Source organism: Anaeromyxobacter sp. SG17, from assembly GCF_022690695.1.
In the GTDB taxonomy this organism is placed as follows: domain Bacteria; phylum Myxococcota; class Myxococcia; order Myxococcales; family Anaeromyxobacteraceae; genus Anaeromyxobacter; species Anaeromyxobacter soli.
Genome location: NZ_JALCYX010000151.1, coordinates 1 through 1,696, shown reverse-complemented (window position 1 = coordinate 1,696; position 1,696 = coordinate 1). Strand labels below are relative to the sequence as shown.

The window sequence follows — 1,696 nt, the reverse complement described above, 5'->3', positions numbered from 1 at the left end:
CGCGCCGGCGGGGGGCGGACGCGCCACGCCGGGAGCGCCCGCGGGGGCGGGGCGAGCGGCAGCGGCCGGCGCCGGCGCGCCTCCGTCGGCCTTCTCGAACGAGTCCCACTTCGAGTCGCTCGTGCCCGACACGCCCGAGACGCGGAGCGCGAAGTCGTCCGGGTTCGTCGCCTGGCGGAGCGCCTCCTCGTAGCTGATGAGGCCGGCCTTCAGCAGGGACATGAGCGACTGGTCGAACGTCTGCATCCCGTACGACACGTGGCCCTGGGCGATCGCCTCCGGGATCTCCTTGGTCCGGTCCTTGTCCTCGATGAGCTCGCGGACCCGGGCGGTCGCGAGGAGCACCTCGATGGCGGGCACGCGCCCCTTGCCGTCGGCGCGCGGCACGAGCCGCTGGCTGATGACGCCGCGCAGGACCGAGCCGAGCTGCAGGCGAACCTGCTTCTGCTGGTAGGGCGGGAAGGCCGAGATGATGCGGTTGATGGTCTCGGTCGCGTCGAGGGTGTGGAGCGTCGACATCACGAGGTGGCCGGTCTCCGCCGCCGTGAGCGCCGTCTCGATGGTCTCGAGGTCGCGCATCTCCCCGACGAGGATGACGTCGGGGTCCTGGCGCAGCGCGCTCTTCAGCGCCTGGCCGAAGCTCATGGTGTCGACGCCCACCTCGCGCTGATTCACGATCGACCGCTTGTCGCGGATGAGGAACTCGATCGGATCCTCGATCGTCATGATGTGGCAGGTCTCGGTGGCGTTGATGTGGTCGATCATCGCCGCGAGCGACGTCGACTTGCCGGAGCCGGTCGTGCCGGTGACGAGGACGAGGCCGCGCTGCTCGGCGGCGATCTTCTCGAGCACCTTCGGCAGCATGAGCTGCTCGATCGTCTGGATCTTGAAGGGGATGACCCGCAGCACGACGCCGATCGTCCCGCGCTGCTGGAAGACGTTCACGCGGAAGCGGCCGAGGCCGGGCACGCCGTAGGCGAGGTCCACCTCGTTCGTCTGCTTGAACTTCTCCCGCTGGTAGTCGTTCATGATCCCGACGGCCATCCGCCCGATCTCCTCGGGCGGGAGGCGGCGCGCGTCCTTCAGCGGCAGCAGCGCGCCGTCCACCCGGAACATCGGCGGCAGCCCCGCCTTGAGGTGGATGTCCGAGGCGCCGCCGCGGAGCGCGACCTGCAGGATCTCGTTGAGTTCCATCGCGCGCGGAGCGTAACACCGCGATCCGGGCTTATCCATGCCGGACCCGAGGGACGGAGGCGCCCGATTGCGAGCGATTACGCCGATGTAGGCGAGCGTGAGCGGCCGTCGGCCTCGCACGCAGAGGCGGGGTCCGCGAGCGTCGCGACCTCCCGCCGCCGGCGGAGCAGCTCGCGCAACGCGCCGCGTCGCACGATCGCGGAGACCCCGCCCACCGCGAGGCTCGCCACGATCATCGACGCGTGCGTGAGCACCGCGAGCGCCGCCGCGTCGTCCGGCGCGGCCCCGAGCCGGCGGGCTGCCCACGCGGCGAGGCTCCAGTAGACGCCCGTCCCGATCGGCAGGCCCGGAGTGAGCTGACCGAAGGTGATCACCGCGACGAGGACCGCTCCGCCGGCGATCCCGGCGTCCACGCCGAAGGCGGCGAGCGGGATCGCGTACGCGGCCGCGGCGGTGAGCGCGGGCGCGACGGCGACGAGGAGCGCGAGCCCGAGGCGGGCCG

The 1,696-nt window shown here is 72.0% G+C and carries 1 protein-coding gene and 1 pseudogene; both read right to left on the bottom strand.

The genetic code is table 11. The features are described 5' to 3' along the window. Positions 1–1,194 (bottom strand): type IV pilus twitching motility protein PilT (locus tag MNY60_RS23490; protein ID WP_242362071.1); only part of this gene is annotated, 1,194 nt, incomplete at its 3' end. A gap of 77 nt (positions 1,195–1,271) precedes the next feature. Further along, a pseudogene (locus MNY60_RS23485) lies at positions 1,272–1,696 on the bottom strand (lysylphosphatidylglycerol synthase domain-containing protein); the annotation flags it as partial.